Annotated in this window: 17 protein-coding genes; 14 read left to right on the top strand and 3 right to left on the bottom strand. The window is 72.0% G+C overall.

The features are described from left to right. The first annotated feature begins 11 nt into the window (after positions 1 to 11). The 3 genes from ABT238_RS23215 (at position 12) to ABT238_RS23205 (ending at position 3,392) form a co-directional block, all read left to right on the top strand. The gene (locus tag ABT238_RS23215) at positions 12 to 1,259 is read left to right on the top strand and encodes a PucR family transcriptional regulator (RefSeq protein ID WP_350565045.1); all 1,248 of its coding nucleotides are present in this window, start codon (positions 12 to 14) and stop codon (positions 1,257 to 1,259) included. Positions 1,260 to 1,704: 445 nt separating this feature from the next. Further along, positions 1,705 to 2,553 carry a helix-turn-helix domain-containing protein gene (locus ABT238_RS23210; protein WP_350565046.1) on the top strand — a complete coding sequence of 283 codons (849 nt, stop codon included), beginning with the start codon at positions 1,705 to 1,707 and terminating at the stop codon, positions 2,551 to 2,553. A gap of 104 nt (positions 2,554 to 2,657) precedes the next feature. Then, positions 2,658 to 3,392, top strand: coding sequence for an alpha/beta fold hydrolase (locus tag ABT238_RS23205; protein WP_350783863.1), 735 nt, complete (start codon positions 2,658 to 2,660; stop codon positions 3,390 to 3,392). A 75-nt stretch (positions 3,393 to 3,467) separates the two neighbouring features. Here the strand turns inward: ABT238_RS23205 and ABT238_RS23200 are convergent, their stop codons facing one another. After that, positions 3,468 to 4,304, bottom strand: coding sequence for an alpha/beta fold hydrolase (locus tag ABT238_RS23200; protein ID WP_350565050.1), 837 nt, complete (start codon positions 4,302 to 4,304; stop codon positions 3,468 to 3,470). Positions 4,305 to 4,402: 98 nt separating this feature from the next. Then, positions 4,403 to 5,065, bottom strand: a complete 663-nt coding sequence (locus tag ABT238_RS23195; RefSeq protein WP_350565052.1) for a hydrolase — start codon at positions 5,063 to 5,065, stop codon at positions 4,403 to 4,405. Positions 5,066 to 5,225: 160 nt separating this feature from the next. Here ABT238_RS23195 and ABT238_RS23190 point away from each other — a divergent pair, with 160 nt between their 5' ends. The 3 genes from ABT238_RS23190 (at position 5,226) to ABT238_RS23180 (ending at position 7,709) form a co-directional block, all read left to right on the top strand. Beyond that, the gene (locus ABT238_RS23190; protein WP_350565054.1) at positions 5,226 to 5,711 is read left to right on the top strand and encodes a GNAT family N-acetyltransferase; all 486 of its coding nucleotides are present in this window, start codon (positions 5,226 to 5,228) and stop codon (positions 5,709 to 5,711) included. A gap of 118 nt (positions 5,712 to 5,829) precedes the next feature. Beyond that, on the top strand, positions 5,830 to 7,074 hold the full coding sequence (locus tag ABT238_RS23185; RefSeq protein WP_350572208.1) for a sensor histidine kinase: 1,245 nt from the start codon (positions 5,830 to 5,832) through the stop codon (positions 7,072 to 7,074). Beyond that, the gene (locus ABT238_RS23180; protein ID WP_350572207.1) at positions 7,062 to 7,709 is read left to right on the top strand and encodes a LuxR C-terminal-related transcriptional regulator; all 648 of its coding nucleotides are present in this window, start codon (positions 7,062 to 7,064) and stop codon (positions 7,707 to 7,709) included. Before ABT238_RS23185 ends, ABT238_RS23180 begins: the two co-directional genes overlap by 13 nt. Positions 7,710 to 7,836: 127 nt before the next feature. Here the strand turns inward: ABT238_RS23180 and ABT238_RS23175 are convergent, their stop codons facing one another. Continuing rightward, positions 7,837 to 8,256, bottom strand: coding sequence for a hypothetical protein (locus tag ABT238_RS23175; RefSeq protein ID WP_350572206.1), 420 nt, complete (start codon positions 8,254 to 8,256; stop codon positions 7,837 to 7,839). 1,532 nt (positions 8,257 to 9,788) lie between these two features. Between ABT238_RS23175 and ABT238_RS23170 the strand changes: the two genes are divergently transcribed. The 8 genes from ABT238_RS23170 (at position 9,789) to ABT238_RS23135 (ending at position 23,449) form a co-directional block, all read left to right on the top strand. Continuing rightward, a complete protein-coding gene (locus ABT238_RS23170; protein WP_350572205.1) occupies positions 9,789 to 10,280 on the top strand; it encodes a hypothetical protein in 492 nt (163 codons plus the stop codon). Between the two features lie 265 nt (positions 10,281 to 10,545). Continuing rightward, positions 10,546 to 11,427 (top strand): hypothetical protein, encoded by an 882-nt coding sequence (locus tag ABT238_RS23165; protein WP_350572204.1) that lies wholly within the window; start codon positions 10,546 to 10,548, stop codon positions 11,425 to 11,427. Between the two features lie 95 nt (positions 11,428 to 11,522). Then, positions 11,523 to 13,034, top strand: coding sequence for an efflux RND transporter periplasmic adaptor subunit (locus tag ABT238_RS23160; protein WP_350783790.1), 1,512 nt, complete (start codon positions 11,523 to 11,525; stop codon positions 13,032 to 13,034). Further along, a complete protein-coding gene (locus ABT238_RS23155; protein ID WP_502884420.1) occupies positions 13,031 to 13,804 on the top strand; it encodes an ABC transporter ATP-binding protein in 774 nt (257 codons plus the stop codon). Before ABT238_RS23160 ends, ABT238_RS23155 begins: the two co-directional genes overlap by 4 nt. An 8-nt stretch (positions 13,805 to 13,812) precedes the next feature. Continuing rightward, positions 13,813 to 15,114, top strand: a complete 1,302-nt coding sequence (locus ABT238_RS23150) for an ABC transporter permease (RefSeq protein ID WP_350572202.1) — start codon at positions 13,813 to 13,815, stop codon at positions 15,112 to 15,114. A 212-nt stretch (positions 15,115 to 15,326) separates the two neighbouring features. Then, positions 15,327 to 21,950 carry an RHS repeat-associated core domain-containing protein gene (locus ABT238_RS23145; protein ID WP_350783770.1) on the top strand — a complete coding sequence of 2,208 codons (6,624 nt, stop codon included), beginning with the start codon at positions 15,327 to 15,329 and terminating at the stop codon, positions 21,948 to 21,950. Between the two features lie 151 nt (positions 21,951 to 22,101). Further along, positions 22,102 to 22,572, top strand: a complete 471-nt coding sequence (locus tag ABT238_RS23140; protein WP_350572200.1) for a hypothetical protein — start codon at positions 22,102 to 22,104, stop codon at positions 22,570 to 22,572. Positions 22,573 to 23,143: 571 nt separating this feature from the next. Further along, positions 23,144 to 23,449: a hypothetical protein gene (locus tag ABT238_RS23135; RefSeq protein ID WP_350783755.1), complete on the top strand. Its 306-nt coding sequence runs from the start codon at positions 23,144 to 23,146 to the stop codon at positions 23,447 to 23,449. The last annotated feature ends 378 nt before the right edge of the window (positions 23,450 to 23,827 follow it).

The raw sequence follows: 23,827 nt of genomic DNA, 5'->3' as shown, positions 1-23,827 counted from the left end.
GGTAACTGATCATGAAGAGGTGGATCCGGCGCGCGCGGCCGGCCGGCGAGGCGCTGCAGTCGTTGGTCGACGGCCTGGCCGAGGAGCTGGGACGCTCCGTCGTCATCGACGACCCGCTGGTGCGGATGATCTGCACCAGCCGTCACTTCGGCGACGAGGACCGGGTGCGGGTGGGCACGCTGCTCCAGGGCATCGCGGACGACGAGACCATCCGCTACGTGCTCTCCCAGGGCGTGGCGCAGTGGACGAGACCGGGCTACCTGGACGGCCGCGACGACCTGGGCCTGCGGCCGCGCTACTGCGTCCCCGTCCTCGAACGCGGCCACATGCTCGGCATCCTCATGGTGGTGGCGGAGGAAGGGGACCTCACCGAGGCCGAGACCGCGGCCATCGCCCGGGCCACCCGCGCCGTGGCCGCCGAGATGTACGCCGAACACCTGGCCTCCGACAGCGACGAGGAGCGGACCCGCGACCTGGTGAACCGGCTGGTCGGCCCGGATGCGGCGCGGCGCGGCGCGGCGCGCCGGCAGCTGCTGGACGACGGCCTGCTGCCCGCCGGCCCGCACGTGGTGGTGACCGGCGTGGCCGTCTCCGGACTGCGCGGGCCCTCCGGTCAGGTCGCGGTGGCGCTGCGCGGCGCCCTGGAGCCCTTCCGGCGGACCCGCACGGCCCACGGCCTGGCGGCGATCGAGCAGGACCGGGCCGTCCTGGTCCAGGTCTTCGACCGTGAGCCGGCCGCGGAGGACCTGGAGCCGCAGTCCCGCGGCATCGTCCGCTCGCTGGAGACCTTCCTGGACCGGGGCGCGACGACGGTGGTGGGCGTCGGCGGGCGCCAGGCGGACCTCGCCGACGCCTGGACCTCCCACGACCAGGCCCGGGTGGCCGTGCGCGCCGCCCGCCGGCTGCCCGGGCTGGGCGGCGTCGGGGACTGGGAGCGGCTCGGCGAGCACGCCGTGCTCCTCCAGCTGCCCGACAGCGCGCTCAACGAGTCCCTCCTCCCCAAACCGCTGCGCCGGCTGCTGGACGGCGGCGCCCACGCCCGCCTGGAGGAGACCCTGCGCTGCTTCCTGGAGAACGCCGGCTCGGTGCCGAGGACGGCGGAGATCCTGGAGGTCCACCGCACCTCCCTCTACTACCGGCTGCGGCAGATCCAGGAGATCACCGGCCTGGACCTCGACGACGGCGGGCACCGGCTGGTCCTGCACATGGGGCTGCGCCTGTGGGACCTGCTCCGCGCCCCCGCCGGGCAACCGTCCTGACCTGCGGCGTCACCGGTGACCGCTTGCTACAGAACGAGGACGCCGGGTTGCTACAGAGCGATGAAGCCCCGTCGGGCAATCCCTACGCCGGTCGGTGGTCAGCGGGGCGTGCGGGCGGCGAGAATCGTCACTACGAGCTGCCGCTCATGCCCGGCGACCCGCCGGGAGCCGATCCCTCAGCCATGCCCGCCGACACGAACGGATGCGAACCCGCCTCCTCGCACGTCCCCCTTCCGGAGAACCCCGGCGCGCTCGACGCCGTCGTGGACACGTTCCTCCCCCTGAGCACCTCCCGCGCCCGAACCCTCGCCCGCGCCGCGCCCCTCTCCCCGCGCCCCGCGACCGAGCGGCAGGCGGCGCGTCACCCTGACCACCCATCCGCCCTGAGCCACTGAGCCACACGAACCGGTCGGAGCCTCCCGTGATCCAGTCGGGTCCCTCACCCATGCCCGAAACCGCGCACCACCAGCCCGGCCAGGCCGCCCACGACGGCGGCGCCGGGTGCATCGACGTCCTCGCGCCGCCGCCCGGCGCCGACCCCGAGGACTGCCTCTACGTCGCCCTGCACCTGCACGGCCCGGCCTCGGTGCGCCGCGACGGCGCCAGCACCGCCCTGGAACCCGGCGACCTCCTGATCGGCACCACCCCGCACCCGGCGGGCCTGCTGTCCGACCCCGGGTGCCGGATGGTCCGCTTCCGCGTCCCCTGCTTCTACCTGGGCGTCCGGCACGGCGACGTCCGGCGCACCGGCGGGCTGCTGGCCCGGGGGGACGAGGGCATCGGCTCGCTCGCCTCCCAGTTCCTGCGCACCCTCGCCGCCCAGAGCCGATCCCACCACGCCCGGCCCGGCAACCACCTCGCGCGCAGCGTCTCCGACATCGTCGCCATCCTGGTGACCGAACTGCTCGAACGGGTCGACCCGGAGCAGCCGACCGCCGCGGCCGGGATCCTGGCACGCATTCGCGACCACATCGAGGAGAACCTCGCCGACCCGGAGCTCTCGCCCGAGTCGATCGCCCGCTCGCAGCACATCTCGGTGCGCTACCTGCACAAGCTCTTCCAGCAGGACGGCACGACCGTCGGCCAGTGGGTGCGCCGGCGGCGCCTGGACGCCTGCCGCCGGGAGCTGGAACGGCCCTCGCGCCGGCAGACCAGCGTCTCCGCCGTCGCCCACCGCTGGGGCTTCGTCAGCCACTCCCACTTCAGCCGGGCGTTCCGCGAGACCTACGGCGTCTCGCCGCGCGAGTGGCAGGCCTACGCCGCGCGCGCCGACGCCCGGCAGCAGGCCTCCTGACCTCCTCCACCCCCAGCCCGCCGGCCGGCGGGGCCGCCGGTCGACCGCGCGTCGACCGCGCGGACCCCGTCGGCCCGTCGCCATGCGAAAGGCCCGCCCCCGCCATGCCCTCCACCAGACCCACCGTCGTGCTCGTCCACGACGGCTGTTCCGACGCGACCACCTGGGTCGGCGTCGTCGCCGAACTCCAGCGCCGCGGCCTGACCGTGCTCGCCGCCGCCAACCCGCTGCGCGGACTCGCCCACGACGCCGGCTACCTGACCTCCGTGCTCGCCGCCGTCGAGGGTCCCGTGGTGCTGGCCGGCCACGCCTACGGCGGCGCCGTGATCACCGAGGCCGGGACCGCCCCCAACGTCGTCGCGCTCGTCTACGTCTCCGCCTACCTGCCCGAGGTGGGGGAGAGCTACCAGGCGCTCGCGGGCCGCTTCGCCCCCTCGCCGCTGATCTCCCGGCTGCGCCGCACCTCGTACGCCACGGACGGCACGGACGGCACCGGCGCCGCGCGGGCGACCGAACTCTCGGTGCCCGGGGACTGCTTCGGACCGTTCGTCGCGGGCGACGTCGACCCGGAGCTGGCGGGGGTGCTCGCCGCGCTGCAGCGGCCCGTCGCCGAACGGGTGCTCACCGACGCGCCCACCGCGGCGGCCTGGCAGGTCAAGCCGGCCTGGGCCCTGGTGACCGGCGCCGACCGGGCCCTGCCGCCGCCGGTCCAGCGCTTCACGGCCCGGCGGGCCGGCGCCACCACGCTGGAACTGCCCGACGCCTCGCACGCCGTGGCCGTCTCCCGGCCGTCGGCGGTCGCGGAGTTCATCCACGACGCCACCAGGCCGACTGCCTGAGCCCCCCGGACGCTGCCGCGCCCGGCCCCCGTTGTGCACGGGGGCCGGGCGCGGACGGGATCTCGGCCGGACCGGCTACTTGGCGAGGAAGGCCAGCAGCGCGGCGTTGACCTCCTCGGCGTGGGTCCAGAGCAGGCCGTGCGGCGCGCCCTCGATCTCCACGTAGTCGGCGGCGGGCAGCGCCTTGTGGAACTGGCGCGCGGTGCTGTCGATCGGCAGGGTGCGGTCGCCGGTGCCGTGCAGGATCAGCGCCGGCACGTCGATGCGGGCGACATCGGCGCGGAAGTCGGTGTACCAGGTGGTCGGCGCGGCCGAGGCGGCGAAGGCGCCGCCGCCCGCCGCGACGTTCCAGCTGTTGCGGACGGCCTCCTCGCTGATCCGGCTGCCGAGGTTCTCGTCCAGGTTGTAGAAGTCGTTGAAGAAGTTCGTGTAGAAGGCGAACCGGTCGGCCTTCACGGCGGCGACCACGCCGTCGAAGAACTCCTGCGGGGCGGCGCCCTCCGGGTTCTCGTCGTTCTTCAGCAGCCAGGGCTCCAGCGAGGCGAGGAAGGCGACCTTGGCGATGCGCTCGGTGCCGTACTTCGCGACGTAGCGGGCGGTCTCGCCGGTGCCCATCGAGAAGCCGACCAGCACGGCGTCCCGGACGTCCAGGGTCTCCAGGACGGTGTGCAGGTCGGCGGTGAAGGTGTCGTAGTCGTAGCCGGTGGTCGGCTGCGAGGAGCGGCCGAAGCCGCGGCGGTCGTAGGTGATGACCCGGTAGCCGGCGTCGAGCAGGGCGGCGCTCTGCCGCTCCCAGGAGGCGCCGTTCAGCGGGAAGCCGTGGATCAGGACGACCGGCTGCCCGGTGCCGTGGTCCTCGTAGTAGAGCTCGATGGGGGCGGTGTTCTCCTGGCCGACGGTGATGAACGGCATGGTGAGGTCCTTTGTTCAGAGGTCAGAGGGGGTTGACCGGGCCCTGCCGCAGAGCTGCGGCAGGGCCCGGTCAGGGGGAGCGGCGGTGATCCGGCCGGTCAGCCGGCGGCGTGCGGGTCGATCATCGACTGGGCGTAGAAGACGCCGAGGCCGTAGGCGCCCGCGTGCTCCTTGACCAGGTCGGTCACGGCGACGTAGGTCTCGCTGCGGGCCCAGTCGCGCTGGAGCTCCAGCAGCACCTGCACCCAGGTGACCGGCACGGCGCCGGCGGCGGTCATCCGCTGCAGGGCGTGCTCGTGGGCCAGCGGGCTGACGCCGCCCGAGGCGTCGGCGACGACGTAGACCTCGTAGCCCTGGTCCAGCGCGGAGAGCGCGGGAAGGACCAGGCAGACCTCGGTCCACAGGCCGGACAGGATGATCTTCTTGCGGCCGGTGGCCTTGACCGCCTCGACCAGCGCCTCGTCCTCCCAGGCGTTCATGGAGGTGCGGTCGATGACCTCCTGGTCCGGGAAGACCGCGCGCAGCTGCGGGAGGATCGGGCCCGAGAAGGACTCGGCGGCGACGGTGGACAGGACCACCGGGACGTCGAAGATCTTGGCGGCCTTGGCCAGGCCGACGGTGGAGTTGATGATCGCGGTGCGGTCGCCGCTGCCGGTGCCGAAGAACATCTGCGGCTGGTGGTCGACGAACAGCATCATCGCGTTGTCGGGGGTGAGCAGGTCCGGGCTCGGGGCGGCGTGGACCGAGGCGAGGTCGACCATGGTTCTTTCCTTTTCGATACAGGGAATTGACGGTGCGTCACGCGCTCTCCGGTTCCCCGGGGCGCTACAACGACGACGCTAGTGCGCGACCGTCCGGCGCTCTGCTCGCTGTGCGCCCGGCACTGTTCCGAGGGCGCACGCCCGCCGTAGGGTGTCCCGAATGGACATCCGCACCGCCTCGGACGAGGACTGGCCGAGCATCTACCCGTTCTATTCCGCGATCATGGCCGAGGGCCGGACGTACGCCTTTCCCGAGGGGCAGAGCCTTGACGAGGCCGAGCCCTGGTGGATGGAGCAGCCCCCGGGCCGCACGGTCGTGGCCGTCCTGGACGGCCGCATCGTTGGTTCCGCCAAGATGGGCCCCAACAAGCCCGGCCGCGGCTCCCACATCGGCACCGCCTCGTTCCTGGTCGACCCCGCCCACCAGGGCCGGGGCGTCGGCCGCGCGCTTGGTGAGTACGTCGTCGAGTGGCACCGCGAGCAGGGCTTCCGGGGCATCCAGTTCAACGCCGTGGTCGAGACGAACGAACCGGCGGTCCACCTCTGGAAGTCCCTCGGCTTCGAGGTCGTAGGAACCGTCCCCGGCGTCTTCGACCACCCCGAGCACGGTTACGTCGGCCAGCACGTGATGTTCCGCCGCCTCTGAGAGGCGCTGAGTCCGTTCCCGGTGGAGGCCCGGCCCCGGCGTGGTGGTACTGGGTTCACCATGGATGCGGATACAAGATCCATGGCAGGCCCGTGTCGAGGTGCTCTAACGTCGAGCCATGACGATTCCACCCCGGTTGGGGCGCCTGGCACGGCGGGCGCGGCGGGACACCGCCTTCCTGGCCACGGGTGTCCCGGTGCACCTGGCGCTGGTGCCCGTGTGGGCCTGGGGCGCGGCGACCACTGCCAGGACGGGGAACTGGGCGTTCGTGCTCCCGGTGTCTGCCGCCCTGGTCCTGAGCGGTACCCCGGTGCTGACGGCAGTTCAGCGGTACCGGCACCGGGCGCTGCTCGGGGTGGACATCCGTCGCTCGGCGCCCGTGCCGCAGCGGTGGTCGCCGGCCACGGCCCTGCGGTGGCTCTCCTCGCCGCGCCCCTGGCGCCAGGTCGGGTACCACCTGTTGCTGGGCCCGCTGGCGGCCTTCTCGGAGCTGTTGGTGCTGGTGGCGGCGGTGGCGGGTCTGGCGGGCGCCACCGGGTACGGCTGGGTGTGGGCGCTGCCGGCCGGGGTGCGGCGCGACTGGTTCGGCTGGGCGACGCTGATGCCGTGCTACACCGTGCTCGGCCTGTTTCTGCTGTCCCTCCTGCCCCGGCTCGCCGGGGTGGTGGCCCGGGCGGAGTCGCGCTCCGCCGCGGCGCTGCTCGGACCCAGCCGGGCCGATCGGCTCCAGGAGCGGGTCGCGTACCTGGCGGGCAGCCGTACCGACCTGATCGACGCGGTCGATGCCGAGCGCCGCCGGATCGAGCGCGACCTGCACGACGGCGCCCAGCAGCGGCTGGTCTCGCTCGCGGTCAACCTGGGACTGGCCATGGCCACCCGCCCCGACCTGCCGGGCGAGGCCCGTGAGGTGCTGGCAGAAGCGCACCTGGAGGCGAAGGCGGCGATCGCCGAACTCGGCGACCTGGTACGCGGGCTGCACCCGGCTGTGCTCGAAGACCGGGGCCTGGACGCGGCCTTGTCCGGACTGGCCGCCCGAGTTCCGCTGCCGGTGCGCCTGCGGGTCGAGCTGCCGGAACGGGCGGCGCCCGCCGTGGAGTCGGTTGCGTACTTCGTGATCTCCGAGGCGCTGGCGAACGTGACCAAGCACGCTGGCGCCTCACGGGTCGAGGTGACGGTCCGACGGGTCGGGACGGTCCTGCGGATGAACGTCACCGACGACGGGCTGGGCGGCGCCGACCCCTCCGGTGGTACGGGGTTGACCGGGCTGGCCAAGCGGGTGGGCTCCGTCGACGGCGTCTTCCGGCTCAGCAGCCCCGTCGGGGGACCGACGACCGTGACGGTGGAGCTGCCGTGCGCGCGGTGATCGCCGAGGACTCGGTGCTGTTGCGGGTCGGCCTGGTCAAGGTGCTGGAGATGGGCGGCTTCCAGGTCGTCGCGGAAGTCGGCGATGCGGAAGCGCTGTTGGCCGCCGTCGAGGAGCACCAGCCCGAACTCGCTCTGGTGGACGTCCGGATGCCGCCCACCTTCACCGACGAGGGCGTGCGGGCGGCCGCGGTGATCCGCCGCGGCCGGCCGCGCACGGCGGTGGTCCTGCTCTCGCAGTACGTGGAGGAGCGGTACGCCGCCGACCTGTTGGCGACCAACACGAGCGGAGTGGGCTACCTGCTCAAGCAACGCGTGGCCGATGTCCAGGACTTCGCGGCAGCGGTACGGCGGGTGGCCGAGGGGGGAACGGCGCTGGACCCCCAGGTCGTCGCCCAGCTTCTGCTCCGCCGCGGTGACCCCCTGGCCGTCCTGACCCCGCGCGAGCGGGAGGTGCTGGCCCTGATGGCCGAGGGCCGGTCCAACGCCGGCATCGCCGAGGCGCTGACGGTCAGTGAGAGCGCGGTGGCCAAGCACATCAACAACATCTTCGCCAAACTCGACCTGCCGGTGGCCGATGCGGACCACCGCCGGGTGCTCGCCGTGCTGCGCTTCCTGGGCGCGTCCAGGGGCTGAACCCCGGGGGCACGCCCGCCGTCATCACGGCGACGGGCTCGGCGCCGGCCCACGCCGCGCCGCGTCCGCGAAGGGCCGCCCCTCGCCCGATGGAGCGAGGGGCGGCCCTGGCGCAGGTCGGGCCGGGTCAGCAGTTCACGACGGTCGAGATGGTCGAGGTCGACGTCCACCAGCCGGGCTGGGTCACGGTGAACTGGGCGGTCACCGTGGTGCCGCAGGGCACGGTGCCGGTGACGCCGCCGACCTCGGCTCCGCCGACCGGGATCAGAACGGTCGGGTTGACGGTGGCGAACGGCGGGCTGGTGATGCCGGCGGTGCTCAGCTGGAACGAGACCTGCTGGTCCTGCCAGGTCGGGTCGGTGGTGACGCGGCCGAACGCGTACACGTGGTTTCCGTTGGTGTTGATACAGGCCCTGACGGTGACGAGGTTCGGCGCACCCGGGGTTCCGCACACGGTGGTGCCCACCGTGCCGGCGGAGGCGGTCTGGACACCGGTCAGTGCAGCCAGGGCGGCGGTACCGGCGAGAACGGCGGCAATGCGCTTCATGGGGTTCCTCCTTCGTTGGGTGTTCCTGGTGGACACCGGGAACACATGTGACATGTCACATCGCTCTCATCGGATTGTGACAGGCCCTCATGAATGGGGAAAGCCGCCCACCCTGTCAGCAACCGGCCACGAAGCAACCGAACTGGAAGCCCCCGTCCCACAGTTGTCCCGGCTGCGCCGTGCGCCCCTCTCGCCCCACTGGGCAAGGCGGTCGAACTCGCCGGCCTTGGCACGGTGGAGGAGGGCCGCGAACGCGGCAGGGGCGGTACGGAGCACGACCGGGGGCGAAGGAGGCGGAGCCAGTTCGTGCGAAGCCGGCCCGCTCCCGCATTCTTCGCAGCTCTGCCCCGAGTCGCCGCTGACGGAGTGTGGGGTTCGTGCGTGGTGCCATGGCTTTCTTCCAGGGCGGGTTCGATCCCAAGTCTGCCGCGCAGTCGATCAGTCGGTCCATCCAGGGGCGGCGGCTAACGCGATGGAGGGAACATCTCGCATTCGGGAAAAAATTTCTCCCATGCTGGGCTGATCAATGTCACGCCGATCCGACGGATCGTCAGTAATGCCTGTCTTCATGGGCAGTAGGCGCCTGCTGCCCATTTCGCACCGCGGAGCAGCCACGCGTGGCATCCACCAGCCCCGTCCTCGCCTGGCTCACGGCGACGTATCCGTCGACCTCTCGACGACGAACCCCACGGCACAACCCCATCGGAGGTTCCCTCATGCGTGCCTGCAACCCGCCCGACTGCTCCATCGTCCGCGCCGAACTCCGCGCGATGCTCCTCGCCGCCGGCTGGCCGCCGGACGTCATCGACGACGCCGAACCCGCCTTCCACGAGCTGTACATCAACGCCTGGCAGCACGCGGGCTCCCCTGCGCCGCCCGTCCTGGTCTCCCTCCAGTCCGCCGTGCTCCGTGTCTCGGTCTGCGATGACTGCCCCGACCTGCCCGAGCCCTGCCTCCCCGCCCCGGCTCGGCGGCGAGCGCTGTTCACGGCGCCGCGGACGCGCTCAGGGAAGTCCCCGCAGGTAGAGAGCATGCGAAGTGACCGCGGACCCGTTTCGCACAGTCGGATGTGCGTCGATGGCGAACCTTGCGGTGGTTTCTGCCTTATGACGGTCAGTCAGGAAGCATGAAATGTCGGGAAATAGTGATCCCATTTGTAAACAAACAACCCTGCTGCAACGATCAAGCGATATCAAAACGTTATTAAAATATATAACGTATGTCTGATTTGACTTGTCCTCATCGTGGTGTCATGTACTCGTGCTCGCCCGGGGCTGGCGAGCGAGGGGTGGGCGGCAGGACGTACACCCCCGATCCACTGATAGATGCTCCCGAGCAAGTGCTGGACGGGGATTTCACCGCGCCCGCTCACCTGGGTGCGGCTAATTCCCGAGGAAGCCACGGAGGAAGGCCTGAACACGGCCCGATCCGCGGTAAATCGATTCCCCTGAGAAATGGGGAGTCGAAGATGCGACCAGGGCCGGCCGCGGGCCGGCCTCCAATCGTTTCCAGTGATCGCGAAAGGGAATGCCATGAAGATCAAGTCGAACGTCTTCGCACGGGGAGCGGTGGTCGCCGCCGCCCTCGCCACCGCGCTGGCCGGCTCGCTGGCCGTCGCGGGTCAGGCCAGTGCCGCGGACTACTTCGTGTCGGACAACTGCCTCGACAACCCGAACCCCGACTGTGCCTCGGGCACGAACGTCCTGTACGTCCACTACAACTCGGTCGACGGGAACGGCTACACCGACAGCGCTCGTGCGAAGTTCCTCGGCAATGTGCCCAACTATGCGGGGGCGGGGGTCAACGTCCACTACATCTTCTCCGGCAACGCCGGTAACGGCCAGGCGGTGAAGAACAACGCGGCGTCCGTGCTCGCCTGCTCATCGGCCGCGAACTACCGGGTCTACTACAACTCCAACTACAGCGGCCACGCCCAGTACATCGCGGGCGACTACGGCTGCAACAACGGCGTCAACCTCGACTCGACGCTCAAGAACAACAACGCCTCGCAGGCCTGGGCCTGAGAAGGCGGACCCCGGGCCCTCTTCCGGCCCGACCGCCAGGGTGACGCGCCCGTGACGCTCCGACCCTGGCGCGCCTGACGACGGTTCGCCCGGCCCGGCACCGGGCCGGGCGAACCGGACGGTACCGGACCGGTCCGGCCACGTGATCGGAACCATCGCAGCCCCCGCACGGCGACCGACACCACCTTCGCGAGAAAGCGATCCAATGACCGGTGAACCGCTTCACCCGCGCTTGCGGACCTCCGCCAGAACGGTCGTGGCGGCCTTGATCGCTGGCGGTGCCCTCCTGGGCGTCAGCGCCTGCTCCGACTCTGCTCCGGCCGGGCCCAAGGGCGACCACGGCGCGGCGGCGCCGCCGGCTGTCGCGCAGAGCGGTCTGACCAAGGGGATGGCGCTCCCGATGTCCGCCTACATGGTGAACTACTCGCAGCGCCAGACCATCGACAGGGCGGTCGGCCGCCTCACCCACGACTGCATGGCGCGCTTCGGGCTCTCCTACGATCCGCCCCCGCCCGACGGCAACCCCGCGAGCATCTACGACGACACCAACATGGTCCGCCGGTACGGCATCACGGACCGCGAGGCGGCGGCCAAGCTCGGCTACACCCTGGGGAGCGAGTCCTACACCCCGCCGCCCGCCCCGAGGATGAGCGCCGCTCAGGTCGCGGTCTTCAGCGGCCACGTGGAGCTGAAGCCCGGCGCCGCGGAGGCCCCGCCGACCTTCAACAACATCCCCATCCCCCGGGAGGGCTGCCAACGGGAGGGCCTGGACAAGGCCGGAGGGATCCTGGACGTCAGCCTGTCGGGCCGGCTCGACAACGAGAGCTTCGGGACCTCCCAGGCGGACCCCCGGGTACAGGAGGCACTGGGCCAGTGGTCCTCCTGCATGGCGGGCAAGGGCTACACCGTCGACCTTCCCGAGAACGCCTTCAAGCTCGCGCCCGGTGGCGGCGCCGGGGCCGTGAGTTCGGCCGAGATCGCGGTCGCCCTCGCGGACGTCGACTGCAAGGAGACGGTGAACCTGGTCGGCATCTGGTTCGAGACCGAGAGCCGGATCCAGCGGGAGCTCATCGAGAAGAACCAACTCGCCCTCACCGAGCTCCGCGACCGGATCGACGCGGCCGTGAAGGCCGCCACCGCCCGGTGACCGGCCGGGCAGGTCCTGGGAGGACGTCCCCGTCCTCACCCCTCATTCCGTGCATGCGTGGATGGCCGGCGACAGGAACGAGCGAAGTGAACGTCATGGAGCAAGCCGGAGAGCCGTCCGAGCCGCCGCAGGCGTCCGGGGGACGGCTGGTACGACGCAGGCGGGCCATCATGGTGACCGCCCTGGGCGCCGCGCTGGTGTCGGTCGGCGCGGTGGCCGGCTCGTCCTTCGTGCGGTCCCCCGCGCAGGCGGCGGCCGACTCCGGACCGCCGCAGGCCAGCACCGTGACCGCGCCGGTCACGTCACAGGTCCTGCGCAGCACCGTGGTGCTGCGCGGCACGTTCTCGGAGGGGAAGAAGACCTCGGTGACGCCCACGTCGGTCGCCGCGACGGCCGGCAACCCCGGCGGGGCGAACGCGGTCGTCACCCGCCTCCTGGCCGAGCCCGGCGACGAGGTCAAGGCCGGTGTCCCGCTGGTGGAGTACTCGGGACGCCCGGTGTTCGCCCTGGAGGGCCCCCTGCCGTTCTACCGCGATCTGACGCCAGGTGAGTCCGGGGCCGACGTGGAACAGTTGCAGACCGCCCTGGGCGGGCTGGGCCACGACGTCGGCTCCGACACCCCCGGGACGTTCGGGCCGGGGACCAAGCGGGCCCTCACGGCGCTGTACACGGCCATGGGCTACCCGGTCCCCGTCACGGGAGCGACCACCGCGGCCGCGGTGAAGGCGGCCCGGCAGGAGGCGGACCAGGCCCGGGCCGCGTTGAAGGAGGCGCAGAAGCCGGCGCCCCCGGCCACGACGGCTTCCGCGCCGTCCCCGGGCGCCACCGCGGGCGCGGGCGGCGGAACCGATCCCGCGAAGACCACCGGTCCCACGCGGAGCGCCGCGCCGGGAGGCGGTGCGGCACCCGGCCCGGACCTCGCGGCGCTCCGCCAGCGGGTCACCCAGGCCGAGGAGGTGCTGCGGCAGGCGGAGAGCGTCGACGGACCGATGCTGCCCGCCTCGGAGTGCGTCTACCTGCCCTCCCGGCCCACCCGGGTGGCCGCCCTGCCACTGGAGGTCGGCGACCCGGTCAAGGGACCGGTGATCACCCTGGCGCGGGGCGAGATGCAGCTGGTCGGAATGCTGGATCCGGCGCGCGCCGCCCTCGTCAAGCCGGGGATGGCGGCGCAGGTGCTCTCCGAGACCCAGGGCCGGGAGGCGAAGGCCACCGTGGCATCGGTGGGGGCGCTGATCGCGCCCGGTGACGCGCCGCCGGCGGCCAAGGGCGGCGAGCCCACCGGCCCCCCACCGCAGGCGGTCAACGGAGGAGCCGCCTACCTGCCGCTGGCGATCAGTCCGGCCGAGCCCTGGGACAAGGCATGGGCGGGCCGGGACGTCCGGATCACCATCACCTCCGCGACGACCTCCGGGGCCGTCCTGGCGGTGCCCGAGGCGGCGGTCTTCGCCGGAGCGGACACCCGCACCCACGTCACCACGGTGCGGCCGGACGGCAGCCGGCAGCTGGTGAACGTCACCACCGGGCCGTCCGCCGACGGCATGGTCCAGGTGACCGCCACCGACGGCGGGCACCTGGCGCCCGGTGACCAGGTGGTGATCGGCGAGTGAGGACCACCGCCGCCCGGCCCGTCGACCCCGTCGACCTCACCCGCACCGCGCCACCGCCCACGGCGGATCCGGTGATCGAGCTCGTCCAGCTCGCCAGGTCGTTCCCGGGCCCCCCGCCGGTCGACGCCCTGCACCCGACCGACCTGACCGTCCGGCAGGGCGAGTACCTGGCCGTCACCGGCCCCTCCGGCTCCGGCAAGTCGACGCTGCTGAACCTCCTGGGCCTGCTGGACCGCCCCACCTCGGGCACCTACCGCTTCCGCGGAACGGACCTCCGGGAGCTGGACGAGGCCGGGCGCACCGCGCTGCGCGGCCGGCGGATCGGTTTCGTCTTCCAGTCCTTCCACCTCGTCCCGCACCGCACCACCGTGGAGAACGTCGCCCTCGCCCAGCTCTACGTCACCGGCACCCGCCGCGAGCGCCGCGAGCGCCGGGGCGTCGCCGAGGCCGTCCTGCGGCGGGTCGGGCTCGCCCACCGCCTCGACGCCCTGCCCACCACCCTCTCCGGCGGTGAGCGCCAGCGCGTCGCCGTGGCCCGGGCCCTGGTCAACGCCCCGGACCTGCTGCTGTGCGACGAACCCACCGGCAACCTCGACTCCGGCACCGCCGGGACTGTGCTCGACCTCATCGACGACCTGCACGGCGACGGCGTCACGGTGATCGTCATCACCCACGACCCGGGTGTGGCCGCCCGGGCCTCCCGCCGGGTCGCCATCCTCGACGGCCGGATCCGCCACCAGCAGGACACCACCGACGGGCGGGACACATGACATCCCCGGTGCCTCCGAGCCGGGCCCGGCGGCTCCGCTCCGCCGTCCGCGACCGCAGGACCCGCCGGGCCGGGTACACCCGCCTGGGCGTCCACGACCTCGTCAGCGAGGCCGTCACCGGTCTGATCCAGCGACCGGCCAGATCCGTGCTCACCATGCTCGGAACGGTCCTCGGCGTCGGGGTGTTCGTCGCGGTGCTGGCCCTGACCACGACCGTCACCCACCAGATCGGCAAGTCCTTCGACCTCCTCCAGGCCACCACCGTCACCGTCACGGACACACCGACGAAGGCCCCGAAGACCGCCCTCGTACCGGGGGAGGAACCGCGCACGGGCTTCCCCGCGGACACCGACGCGCGGTTGGCGCGGCTCAACGGGGTCGTCGACGGCGGCCTCTGGTGGACCGTCCCCCTGCGCAATCCCGCCATCGGGACCAAGCCCGCCGGGTCCGCCGCGGACCCGGGCCGGCAGGGCGGCGGAATCGGGCTGTACGCCGCCACCCCGGGGGCGCTCGCCGCGATGCAGCCCACCGTCAAGAGCGGGGTGCTGTTCAACGCCTTCCACCAGGAACGCGGGGAACGGGTCTGCCTCCTCGGCGCCGCCGCGGCCCGCCTGCTGGGCATCACCCGGGTCGACAACCAGCCGGCGGTCTTCGTCGACAACACCGCCTACACCGTGGTGGGCATCATCGCCGAGACCCAGCGCCTGCCCGAGTCCCTCCTCGGCGTGATCGTCCCCGCCGGTACCGCGCTGACCGCCTACGGCCCGCCGAACGACCGGCCCGCGCAGGCCGTCGTCCACGTCCGCCTCGGAGCCGCCCAGCTGATCGCCGACCAGGCGCCGCGGGCCCTGCGTCCGGACCAGCCCCGGCTGCTGAAGGCCGCCGCCCCGCCCGACCCGCGCTCCCTGCGGGACCAGGTCAGCACCGATCTGTCGGGCCTCTTCCTCCTGCTCGCGGCGATCTGCCTCGCCGTCGGCGCGCTCGGAATCGCCAACACCACCCTCGTCGCCGTCCTCGAACGCACCGGAGAGATCGGACTGCGCCGGGCACTCGGCGCCCGCCCCCGCCACATCGGTGTCCAGTTCCTCGCCGAGTCCACCGCCCTGGGCACCCTCGGCGGACTGATCGGGACGAGCCTGGGCGTCCTGACCGTCATCGTCATCGCCGTCGCCAAGCAGTGGACCGCCGTCATCGAACCGGTCACCGTCCTGCCCGCGCCGCTCATCGGCGGTCTCGTCGGCCTGGTGGCCGGCTGTTATCCCGCGCTACGGGCGGCGCGCATCGAACCCCTCGAAGCACTGCGCCGGTGACCACGGACGCACCGCTCGCGGTCGCGTCCGCACGGTCGCCCGGCACAGCCCTGGCCGGCCCGCCGGAACGGAGGGTCCGGTGACCCTCCTCCCCGGTCCGGCCGTTTCCTTCCATCGAACGCACTGAGAGGCACCACGTGTCCGCACGCAAACGGCCGCTCCTGGGATTACCCGGGACGGCTCTCCTCAGCATGGCCCTGATAGCGGGAGTGATGTCCGCGACCAGCCCCGCCCGGGCGGCGGCCCCGCCCGGGCAACCGTCGACCGCGGCGTCCGAGGGCGCCCTCGGCCCCGCCGAGGACGTCCTGGTCAACGGCTGGGGCGACAGTTCGGGCTACCACATCGACGTGGCCACCGGCGCCGGCGGCTACCGGTGGCGCGAGACGGCGCTGCTGCGCCCCGCGGGTATCGACGACGCGTCCTGGACGGGCTACCAGTGCGTGTCCGGCGACGGCAGGTACGCCGCCGTCGCGGTGCTGCCCGCCGGCGCCGTCAACCGGGCCGAGGCCCGCGACCACGGAGCCCTCGCGTACGCGGTGGACCTGTCCAGCGGCGTGGTGAAGCCGGTGGCCTCCGGGGTGGCGCTCAAGTACCACTCGCCCGGCTGCGGTACCGGGCAGACCGCCACCTTCACGGTCAACCCGGGAAGCGACCAGCGGCTCACCCAGGTCCTGACGGTCGATCTGCCGACCGGCGAGATCAAGGAGTCCACCACGGTGGCCGGCCAGGTGACGTCGGTCGTCCCGACCTCCGACGGCCCGGTGGGAGCCCAGGGCGCCTCCCTGGTCCGCCTCCCCGCGTCCTCGGCCGAGACCCCCGCCGAGCCGGTGCGGATCGCCCAGGTCGACGGCCTCGCCTACGACCTGCGCCCGGCGGCCGGCGGCGGGGTCGACTTCGTCGTGCAGAAGGACGGCCGGCCGACCTCCGCCCTGATGCGCGAGCGGGACGGCAAGCTCTCCCCCCTCGGCGAGGGCCCCAGCGACGCGCTACGGCTGATGCAGGGCCGGGGCGGGAAGTCCGTCGCCCTGGGAGCCACCGAACTGGACGGGAAGTCCGGCATCCGCTCCGTCTCCACCGGCAAGCTGCCCCTGGGCGCCGCCGGCGTGTCCCTGGACGGCGCCGCCCTGCTGGGCCTGGGGCCGGACACCGCCGTGTCGGCCCCGCTGATCGTCGCGACCGCGGGTGACACGCTCCTGAAGCGGGACGCCGCCGACCCCGCCGCGGTGTCCGTGTCGAGCGCGGTTCCGGCCCTCGCGCCGGCTCCGGCCGGACCCGGCGACACCGCGCCGGGGCAGGGCGCCGCCGCGGCGCTCTCCACCACGCCCGAGGAGCAGGCCGCCCCCGCCCCCGAGGAGCAGGCCGCTCGCGGCACCGGGGATTCCCCCGCCGCGGCCGATCCGGCGGCCGCGCCGCCGGCCGCGCTCGCCGCCGCCGCGCCCAAGTGCGCGGTGGACCGGCTGGCCGAGAACCGGCAGGTGATGCAGCCGGGTACCGCGCAGGTGTCCTGGGCCATCCAGATGGCCGAGCAGGGCCTGCTGACCGGCGCCGCGTACACCCGCCCGGCCGGGTACGCCAACCTGGGCCTGGCCGCCTACGCTCCGAACGGCGACTTCGCCCGGGTGCCGCTGAAGCACCCCGCGAGCGACACCTTCGACTCCGTGCCGCGCTCGGTCTACCAGGCGATCGTGGCGCAGGAGAGCAACTTCAGCCAGGCCTCCTGGCACGCCCTGCCCGGTCTCGCGGGCGGCGCGCTGGTCGGCGACTACTACGGTGCCGGCGGCTCCATCTCCAAGATGGACTACGCCAAGGCCGACTGCGGCTACGGCCTCGGCCAGGTCACCAACGGCATGTCCAAGGGCGACACCACCTACTCGGTCAACGGCCAGACCAAGATCGCCGTCGACTACCAGGAGAACGTCTCCGCCGGTCTCCAGATCCTGGAGCGGACCTGGAACCAGCTCTACGACGCCGGCATCACCGTCAACGGCGGCAACCCGCGCTACCTGGAGAACTGGTACCTGGCCGCCTGGGCCTACAACTCCGGCATCCAGCCCACCGCCGCGTTCGGCAACACCACCGGCTGCGTGCCGAGCCCCACCTGCACCAGCGCCGAGGGCAACTGGGGCCTCGGCTGGGCCAACAACCCCCGCAACCCGGACTACCCGCCGACCCGCGCGCCCTACCTCAAGAACTCCTACGCGGACGCCGCGCACCCCGGCAACTGGCCCTACCAGGAACGGATCATGGGCTGGATGGGCCAGCCGATCCTGCGCTTCAACCAGCCCGCCTACACCAAGCCCGACTACCACGGCGGCAAGACCTGGCTCCAGATCCCCCCGGTCACCGCCTTCTGCGGCACCGACAACAACTGCGACCCCACCGGGGCCACGAACCCCAAGTTCTGCACCCTGGCGAGCTCCCAGTGCTGGTGGCACCAGGCCGTCACGTTCATTCCGGACTGCGCCACCACCTGCGCGACCAGTGCCTACACCGTCGGTGCCGGCTCGACGGAACCGGCCATGGTGATGCCGCACCCGCACCCGCCGACCTGCACCCTGGACTCCTCGAAGGTCGGCAACGCCGGCCACGGCGCTCCGATCGTCGTCGACGAGGGGCAGACCCAGCCACCGCTCAACCTGGTCGGCTGCGGCGCACCGTCCAACTGGTCGCAGGGCGGCACCTTCACCTACGGGTACGGCACCAACGCCGCCGGTGACAAGATCGGCGCGATCGACACCCACCAGCTGGGCGCCGGCTTCGGCGGCCACGTCCTGTTCACCCACACCGAGGACGGCGCCAACCCGGACCTGATCAACACCGGGACCTGGACCCCGAATCTGCCCAAGCTCCAGTACTACAAGATCAAGATCCATCTCCCCTCGACGGCCGCCACCGCCACCAACGTCGTCTACACCGTCAACCCCGGCGGCGGCGCGGCCCCCTGGAAGATCCGGGTGAACCAGAACTGGGGATCCGAGGAATGGGTCACCATCGGCACCTTCGCGATGCAGAACGGCGGCAACCTCCAGCTCACCAACAAGAGCGAGGTCACCGGCGCCGGGAACATCAACTACGCCGACTACGACGTCGCCTACGACGCGGTCGCGTTCGTTCCCATGGGCGGCACTCCCGGCCAGCCGATCGGTGGCCCGCCCGGCATCCAGGACGCGCCCAAGGGCAGCAACCCCTCGTGGGTGCAGTGCGGCTGCGTGCGCCGCACCGCCGGCGACCCGGTCGACACCAGCACCGGCTACTTCGGTGAGACCTTCACCGACCTCACCACCCCGGGCCGCGGCAAGCCGCTCGACTTCACCCGCACCTACGCCTCCGCCGTCGCCGACCCGGCCGGCCCGGCAGGCGCCCTCGCCTCGGACGGGCCGTTCGGCTGGGGCTGGACCCACTCCTACAACCTGAGCACCGTCACCGACCCGGCCACCGGCACCGTCACGGTCCGCCAGGAGGACGGCTCCCAGGTCGCCTTCCTCAACAACGCCGGCACCTACGCGCCGTCGGCCCCGCGGTTCAACGCGACACTGACGAAGAACGGTACGACCTACACCTTCACCCGCAAGTCGAAGGAGGTCTTCACCTTCGACACCGCCACCGGGCGCCTGCTCGGCGAGACCGATCTCGCCGGCAGCAAGGCCTCACCGCCCTACGCCACCACGCTCGGCTACGACGGCGCCGGCCACCTCAGCACGATCACCGATCCCGGCGGGCGCAGCTACACGCTCACCTGGACCGGCAACCACATCACCGGCCTCGCCGACGGCTCCGGACGCCAGGTGACCTACGGCTACGACGCCGCCGGCAACCTCACCGACGTCCTCGGGGTCGGCACCACCCGCACCCCGGTGGTCAAGGACGACGACCACTTCCAGTACGGCTACACCGCCAACCACCTGCTCAACTCGATGCGCTGGCCGAGCCAGTACGGCTCCACGGCCACACCGGCCCCGGTCGTCTCGATGACCTACGACGCCGCCCAGCGCGTCCTGGTCCAGACCGACCAGCTCGGCGGAGCCACCACCTTCACCTACGGCCCCGACAGCGGCGCCAACCTGGCCGCCGGCCAGACCCTGGTCACCGACCCGGCCGGCCACAAGACGCTGTACACCTACCAGAACGGGCTCCTGCAGTCCGAGACCAAGGGCTACGGCACCGCGGCCGCCGGTACCTGGAGCTACACCTACGACCCGGTCAGCCTCGGCATCACGGCGGAGGCCGACCCCGTCGGCAACGTCCGCACCTACACCTACGACGACCACGGCAACGAGACGTCGGCCAGTGACGCCCGGGGGTTCACCACCGTCAGGACCTACGACAGCACGGACAATCTCCGGTCCGTGATCGAACCGGGCGGACTCCGAACCACATACGCCTACGACGAGCCGGGCCACATCGCGACCGCCGGCGGCACCAACACCGGAACCGAGGGCTTCGGACTGCTCACCGGCGTCGTCCGCCAGCCGGTCAGCGAGTCGCTGCCAGCCCGGACCATCGCCGTGTACTACGACGACGCGGCCCACCCGGGTGACACCACCCGCACGGTCGATCCGCGCGGCAATGTGAGCCGCAAGACCTACAACCCGGCAGGCGCTGTCACCAGCGCGACCGACGAACTGGGCAACGTCACCAAGTACGGGTACGACACCGTCCGCGGCCTGTTGACCAGCGAGGTGGCACCGGACGGTGTCGCCGCCGGCACGTCACCGGGCTGCACCACGCCGGCCAAGGGCTGCACGACCTACTCCTACGACGCGTGGGGCAACCGGACCGGCGCCGTCGACCCGCTCGGCCACGCCAGCACATCCGCCTTCGACGCGGACGGGCACCGCACCTCGATGACCGACCCGAAGGGCAACACCGCCCAGTACACGTACGACGCCCTCGGGAACCAGACCAAGGTGAAGCGGCCCGACGGCACGGTGCTGGTCACCGACTACAACCCCGACGGCACGGTCGCCAGGACGGTCGACGGAGCCGGCGCGGCCACCGTCTTCGCGTACGACGCCCAGAAGCGGCAGACCCTGCGCACCGATCCGCTGGGCCGCGCCACCGCAAGCGCCTACGACGCGGCCGGACGACGCACGACGTCGACCGATCCGAGCGGACGCGTGACCACCTTCACCTACGACGCGAACAGCCAGCCCGTCTCGGTGGCCTTCTCGGACACGGCCACCGCACCGGTGACCGCGATCGGCTATGACGCGGCCGGCCGGCAGAGCTCGATGACCGACGGCACCGGCACCTCCCGGCGCGCCTACGACGCGTTCGGCGAGCTGGTCTCGATGACCGACGGTGCCGGAGCGGTCACCGGCTACGGCTACGACGAGAACGGCAATCGGACCTCGATCATCTACCCCGGCGGAAGCTCCCAGACGGTCACCCGCACCTTCGACAAGGCCAACCACCTGACCTCGGTCAAGGACTGGAACGGAAAGACCACCGGGTTCGGCTACGACGGCGCCGGCCACTGGACCTCCACGGCCTTCCCGAACGGAACCACCGCCACCACGACGCTCGACGACTCCGGGCAGCCACTGACCGACCGGCTGACCAGCGGCAGCTCGACGCTGGTCTCGCTCGCCTACACCCGGGACAACGCGGGCCGCGTCAGCTCGGAGACCCCGAGCGGCGTGCCGGGCAGCGCCCGGACCTACCAGTACACGGCGCTGAACCAGCTCAAGTCCTCCACCACGGGGTCGGCCACGACCGACTACGCCTACGACGCCGCCGACAACCCCGTCCGGACCGGAGCCACCGGGCAGGCCTTCGACGCGGCCAACCAGCTCTGCTGGAGCACGCCGGGCTCGATGCCGGCCGTGCCGTCCTGCACCGCTCCGCCGAGCGGCGCGACCACCTACACCTGGGACCCGCAGGGTAACCGCACGAAGGCGACCACCGGGAGTACCGTCGTCACTCACACGTACGACCAGGCGAACCGCCTGACCGGTGTGAGCAGCGGCGGTACCACCAGCACCTACACGTACAACGGCTACGGCCTGCGGACCCGGAAGACCACCGGGACGACCACCGTCTCCTACACCTGGGACGCGCAGGAGATCCCCAACCTGCTCTCCGACGGCTCGTCCTCGTACGTCTACGGGCCGGACGACCTGCCGGTCGAGCAGATCACCGGCACCGGCACCCTCTGGTTCTTCCACGACCAGTTGGGCTCCACCCGCGCCCTGACCGACGCCGCGGGCTCGGTGGCCGGCGCGTACACCTACACGCCCTACGGGGCCGTCGGCTCGCACACGGGCTCGGCGTCGTCCGCACTGCGGTACGCGGGTCAGTACAGCGACGACGAGAGCGGCCTGGTGTACCTCCGGGCCCGCTACTACGACCCGGCCACGGCGCAGTTCCTCAGCGTCGACCCGGTGGTCGACCAGACCCTGAGCGCCTACGGCTATGCCAACGGCGATCCGCTCAACCAGACCGACCCGTCGGGGCTCTGGGGCTGGAGCAACATCAAGAAGTTCGTCCATGACCACACCGATGTGATCTCGCAGATCAACTCGGTCGCCACGGCCGTCACGGCCGTCGCCGGTGCGGTGGCGGCGGGCTGCGCCGTCGTGGGCGCGCTGCCCTGCACGGGTGTCGCCCTGGCAGTCGCCCGGACAGCCTGGGCGGTGACCACCGTCACCGAGGTTGCCCTGGTGATCGACAAGTGCAACGGCGGAAAGGCCTGGGACTGCGGGAAGGAGGTCGCCTACCTGACGGCGGACGTCGCGGCGCCACTCGGCGGATCAGTGGTGATGGGCGCTCTGAAGGGCGTCCGCCCGGCCCGCGTGGACAAGAGCCTGGACGTCTGGCGCAAGATCTGCGGCTGATCGACCCGGGATCCCGGCCGCTGCTTGCCGGCCGGGGCCGGCTCGGTACTGTCCCTTCGAGGACACCATGGCGGGCCGCCCCTCCTCGTGAGGGGCGGCCCGCCGCTCGCGGTGGCCCGCGGTCCGATCCTCTCGACGACAGGAACGAGATATGACTGACAAAGCGTTACCCTCGTCCGCGCCGATCTCCGTGCGGCCGAACCCGCTCTTCGGGCTGCCCCTCGCGGCGGGCGGCCTGCTGATCTCCTTGCCCAAGGCACTCGACGGCGGCCCAACCGCACCGGTGTACGCCATCGCGGCGGTCGTGAGCGCCCTGGCGCCTGCGGTGGTGCTCCTGCTTTCCGTCACCGTCGGCCGTGGCCGGATCACCGTCCGCCGGGGTCTGCGCCGCGCCTCCGTCCCCCTGGCGGAACTGCAGTCGGTGGCGGCCGGGGGAGGCGGCGATCGAGCGCCGCACACGCTTCTGCTGGAGGGCCGCAACGGGACACGATGCCGGATCCCCCTGCTCGCCGTACGGCGACGTGACCGGCAACGGCTCGTCGCCGCCCTCGAACGGACGGCCCCGCCCGGCGTCGTCCGAGAAGACCGGGCCCTGCGCGACCTGCTGGGCCTCCCGAGCTGATTCCGCCGCTCCGTCCCACGGCCTGACCAGCATCGACGCCTCGACAGCCGCGTGACACGGCCGTCGAGGCGGCCGATTGCCGACAGGTTTCCCGGGGCCCGCGGTTCTCGCCCGGTCGACCAAGTCGATCAGCTGTTCACAGTCGGCGTGGTAGCTGATGCCGCTGTGAGGCCACGGCTGTCGCCGAGTGGGGACACGGCTCATTCACTGGTTCGCACCAGTGCCGAAGGAGCGCAGCTGGTCGTAGTCACCGCCGTATGAGGAGTCGCGCGCCTTCTGCAGCACAGCCGCAACCGGGCCGGAGCGGTAGAGAGGGGTCGGGCGGGACTCAAGGTCGGCTCCTTCGGGCTGGCGGTGTCGGTGCGTGGGCCCGAACGGCCCCGGGACGCGGATCCGGCAGTGCTCTCTGTGCGCAGGGCTCGAACTGGGTGTGGATTCTGTGAGGGGTGCGGGTCACACGCACAAGTGAATATCGGGCAATCCGGGTGCGGAGGGTCCGGTTCTCCCACTGTGCTGGGAACGCTTGGTCAGGCGGGGTGAGCCTGTCCGTCGGCGATGAGAGTGGGGGACCGTGGAACGAACACGAATGTGGACCATGTGCGCCGCAGGGGTCGCAGTACTGGTGATGACGGGCATCGTCGGTTGCAGCGCGCTCGCGGAACCGCTCCCTGATGCGCCGAGGACCGCCCGCGACTCGACGCCGGCCGCCCCGGAGGCACTGCCCAGCACCGGCGCGAGTCCGCTGCTCCCCGTGGCCGGCGCCGCCGCCGCGCTCTTCGTGGGCGTCGGCGGCGTCCTGGTCGTGCTCTGGCGCGACCGCCGGACCGGGGCTCCGGCGCCGCCGCCCTCCCCGCGGCCGGGGCGGGGAGAGCTGTGACCAGCGGCGACTTGCCCATGCCGTGGGGGAGGGGTAGTGTTTCCTAGTCGCTCGGCAGGGAGCACCGGACACGCATCGGCGCGGACGGTCCCGGGGCGGCCAATTCTCTGGAAATACCAACGCCTTCCCGGCATGGGGTTATTTGGCGTGTGCATTTTTGTGGATTGCGGTCGGATTCGCTTTTCGGAGCGGAGGTCGGCTAGAGTTTGAAACGTCGGACGGGGCGTCAAGCCGCAGAAGACATCAGCGAGTTGGGTGAAGGAAGCGCCGGGAACGGCACGGAAAACATCTGATAAGCTGGAGACACGAAAGAACGAAGCGCCCGGAGGGCCGGTGTGAAAGCCGCCTGATGGAAGCGTCCGTTCCTTGAGAACTCAA

Origin of the sequence: Kitasatospora sp. NPDC001527, assembly GCF_040298605.1 — a bacterium.
GTDB lineage: Bacteria > Actinomycetota > Actinomycetes > Streptomycetales > Streptomycetaceae > Kitasatospora.
Note: the sequence above shows the minus strand (reverse complement) of the source record. Positions and strands in the feature narration are given on the sequence as shown.

Coding starts and splice junctions, on each gene's coding strand:
- ABT238_RS23215 (WP_350565045.1), top strand. CDS start 12: ATGAAGAGGTGGATCCGGCGCGCGCGGCCGGCCGGCGAGGCGCTGCAG.
- ABT238_RS23210 (WP_350565046.1), top strand. CDS start 1,705: ATGCCCGAAACCGCGCACCACCAGCCCGGCCAGGCCGCCCACGACGGC.
- ABT238_RS23205 (WP_350783863.1), top strand. CDS start 2,658: ATGCCCTCCACCAGACCCACCGTCGTGCTCGTCCACGACGGCTGTTCC.
- ABT238_RS23200 (WP_350565050.1), bottom strand. CDS start 4,304: ATGCCGTTCATCACCGTCGGCCAGGAGAACACCGCCCCCATCGAGCTC.
- ABT238_RS23195 (WP_350565052.1), bottom strand. CDS start 5,065: ATGGTCGACCTCGCCTCGGTCCACGCCGCCCCGAGCCCGGACCTGCTC.
- ABT238_RS23190 (WP_350565054.1), top strand. CDS start 5,226: ATGGACATCCGCACCGCCTCGGACGAGGACTGGCCGAGCATCTACCCG.
- ABT238_RS23185 (WP_350572208.1), top strand. CDS start 5,830: ATGACGATTCCACCCCGGTTGGGGCGCCTGGCACGGCGGGCGCGGCGG.
- ABT238_RS23175 (WP_350572206.1), bottom strand. CDS start 8,256: ATGAAGCGCATTGCCGCCGTTCTCGCCGGTACCGCCGCCCTGGCTGCA.
- ABT238_RS23170 (WP_350572205.1), top strand. CDS start 9,789: ATGAAGATCAAGTCGAACGTCTTCGCACGGGGAGCGGTGGTCGCCGCC.
- ABT238_RS23160 (WP_350783790.1), top strand. CDS start 11,523: ATGGAGCAAGCCGGAGAGCCGTCCGAGCCGCCGCAGGCGTCCGGGGGA.
- ABT238_RS23145 (WP_350783770.1), top strand. CDS start 15,327: ATGTCCGCGACCAGCCCCGCCCGGGCGGCGGCCCCGCCCGGGCAACCG.
- ABT238_RS23140 (WP_350572200.1), top strand. CDS start 22,102: ATGACTGACAAAGCGTTACCCTCGTCCGCGCCGATCTCCGTGCGGCCG.